This is a genomic window from Acinetobacter sp. YH12039, from assembly GCF_013420015.1.
In the GTDB taxonomy this organism is placed as follows: Bacteria; Pseudomonadota; Gammaproteobacteria; order Pseudomonadales; family Moraxellaceae; genus Acinetobacter; species Acinetobacter amyesii.
Map to the genome: position 1 here is coordinate 1 of NZ_VOZA01000119.1, position 1,542 is coordinate 1,542.

General features: G+C 38.8%; 3 protein-coding genes. All 3 read left to right on the plus strand.

Annotation, left to right across the window (positions count from 1 at the left end):
• Positions 1-552 (plus strand): hypothetical protein (locus tag FTT98_RS17685; protein WP_257230226.1); only part of this gene is annotated, 552 nt, incomplete at its 5' end.
• Positions 553-653: 101 nt separating this feature from the next.
• Positions 654-887 (plus strand): hypothetical protein, encoded by a 234-nt coding sequence (locus FTT98_RS17690; protein ID WP_068553069.1) that lies wholly within the window; start codon positions 654-656, stop codon positions 885-887.
• Positions 888-1,089: 202 nt separating this feature from the next.
• A partial coding sequence (locus FTT98_RS17695; protein WP_180177618.1) for a RepB family plasmid replication initiator protein occupies positions 1,090-1,542 on the plus strand: 453 nt, incomplete at its 3' end.

Sequence of the window (1,542 nt, forward strand, 5' to 3'; positions counted from 1 at the left end):
GTGCTAAAACGCGAAATCAGCGCAAAAGACGCGAATCTAGACCTGGATTTCATGCAGCGTAATCTCAAACAAGCCGAAATAACCCTGACCAAGCACCACAAACATCAAAATGAGTTCAATCAGCAGCTTGCCCAGGAGATCGTGAAAAGCGGACTCAAGCAAAGTCATGACAAATTGCAAAGCCTGGTCGATCAACACAACGAATTAACTCAGAACAAACCCTTACTGTTTGGAAAAAAAGCCTGGGAAGCCCAACGTGATGCGATTTACCAGGAGCACAAAAAGCTGAAAGGTCAGCATGAACACCAGAAAAAACATGGTGTGAAGGATTTATTGGAAAATGACAAATTCAAAGAACATGCCTGGAAGCAGTACCAACAACAACATCCAGCCAAAGCCAAGCAATACCAGACTCTATACCCATCCTATCAAGTCATTAAAAAATGTGTGGATGAGATCAAAGCAGAACAACAGATGAAACTCAGACAGGAACAACAGCTCAAAGCACAGCAACATGCGCCTAAAATGAAATCTCGTGGCATGAGTCGCTAAACAGAGCGAGTGTCTACGAGCGAACTGAGAAAATTTGCCCATCCCTTTCCCTGATTACAAGCTCCCTATCCATCAATCACCTGCTTTACAGAGCATCCCGAATGGGTGCGAACTTTCCAAATTTGATTCCTAAACCGAGCGTAGCGAGAAAAAAAGCTCATGAGCGAAGCGAATTCCGAGCTGCTTTTGATCTTGCTTTTGCTTTTTCTCAAATTCACGAAAATATGAACCAAAAATTGCCCCGACGAATCGAGCGAAAGCGAGATTCAATAGAGTTTGAGCGAAGCGAAAACCAAGGGCAATTTTTTACTCCCTGGGCTTTTAATTATTTTTAAGCTTTTAAATGCTTTTAATTAAGCTGTAATCCTTTATTCATAATGGTTCTAGAGATATTAAAACGAGGTTTACCTTGCATTAAAACGAGGTTTACCTTGCATTAAAACGAGGTTTACCTTGCATTAAAACGAGGTTTACCTTGCATTAAGCGAGATAATTATATAACCTCGTCTTATTGAATTAAAAATATAATCTTTTCATATGAAAACAGAACTAGTTGTTAAAGATAACGCCTTAATCAATGCCAGTTATAACCTCGATCTAGTTGAACAGAGGTTAATTCTCCTAGCTATTGTTGAAGCAAGGGAATCGGGTAAAGGGATAAATGCTAATGATCCACTAACAGTTCATGCTGAAAGTTATATTAATCAGTTTGGTGTACATCGAAATACGGCTTATCAGGCGTTAAAAGATGCTTGCGATGACTTGTTTGCAAGACAATTCAGTTATCAGAGTCTTAGTGAAAAAGGTAACACTATTAATCACAAATCAAGATGGGTGAGCGAGGTGGCTTATATTGATAATGAAGCTGTCGTTAGACTTATTTTTGCCCCTGCTATTGTGCCTTTAATTACTAGGTTAGAAGAACAATTTACAAAGTATGAAATACAACAAATAAGTAATTTAACAAGTGCTTATGCTGTTCGTTTATAT

Excerpts from the sequence above, each read along its gene's own strand:
- FTT98_RS17690 (WP_068553069.1), top strand. The coding sequence starts at position 654 with ATGGGTGCGAACTTTCCAAATTTGATTCCTAAACCGAGCGTAGCGAGA.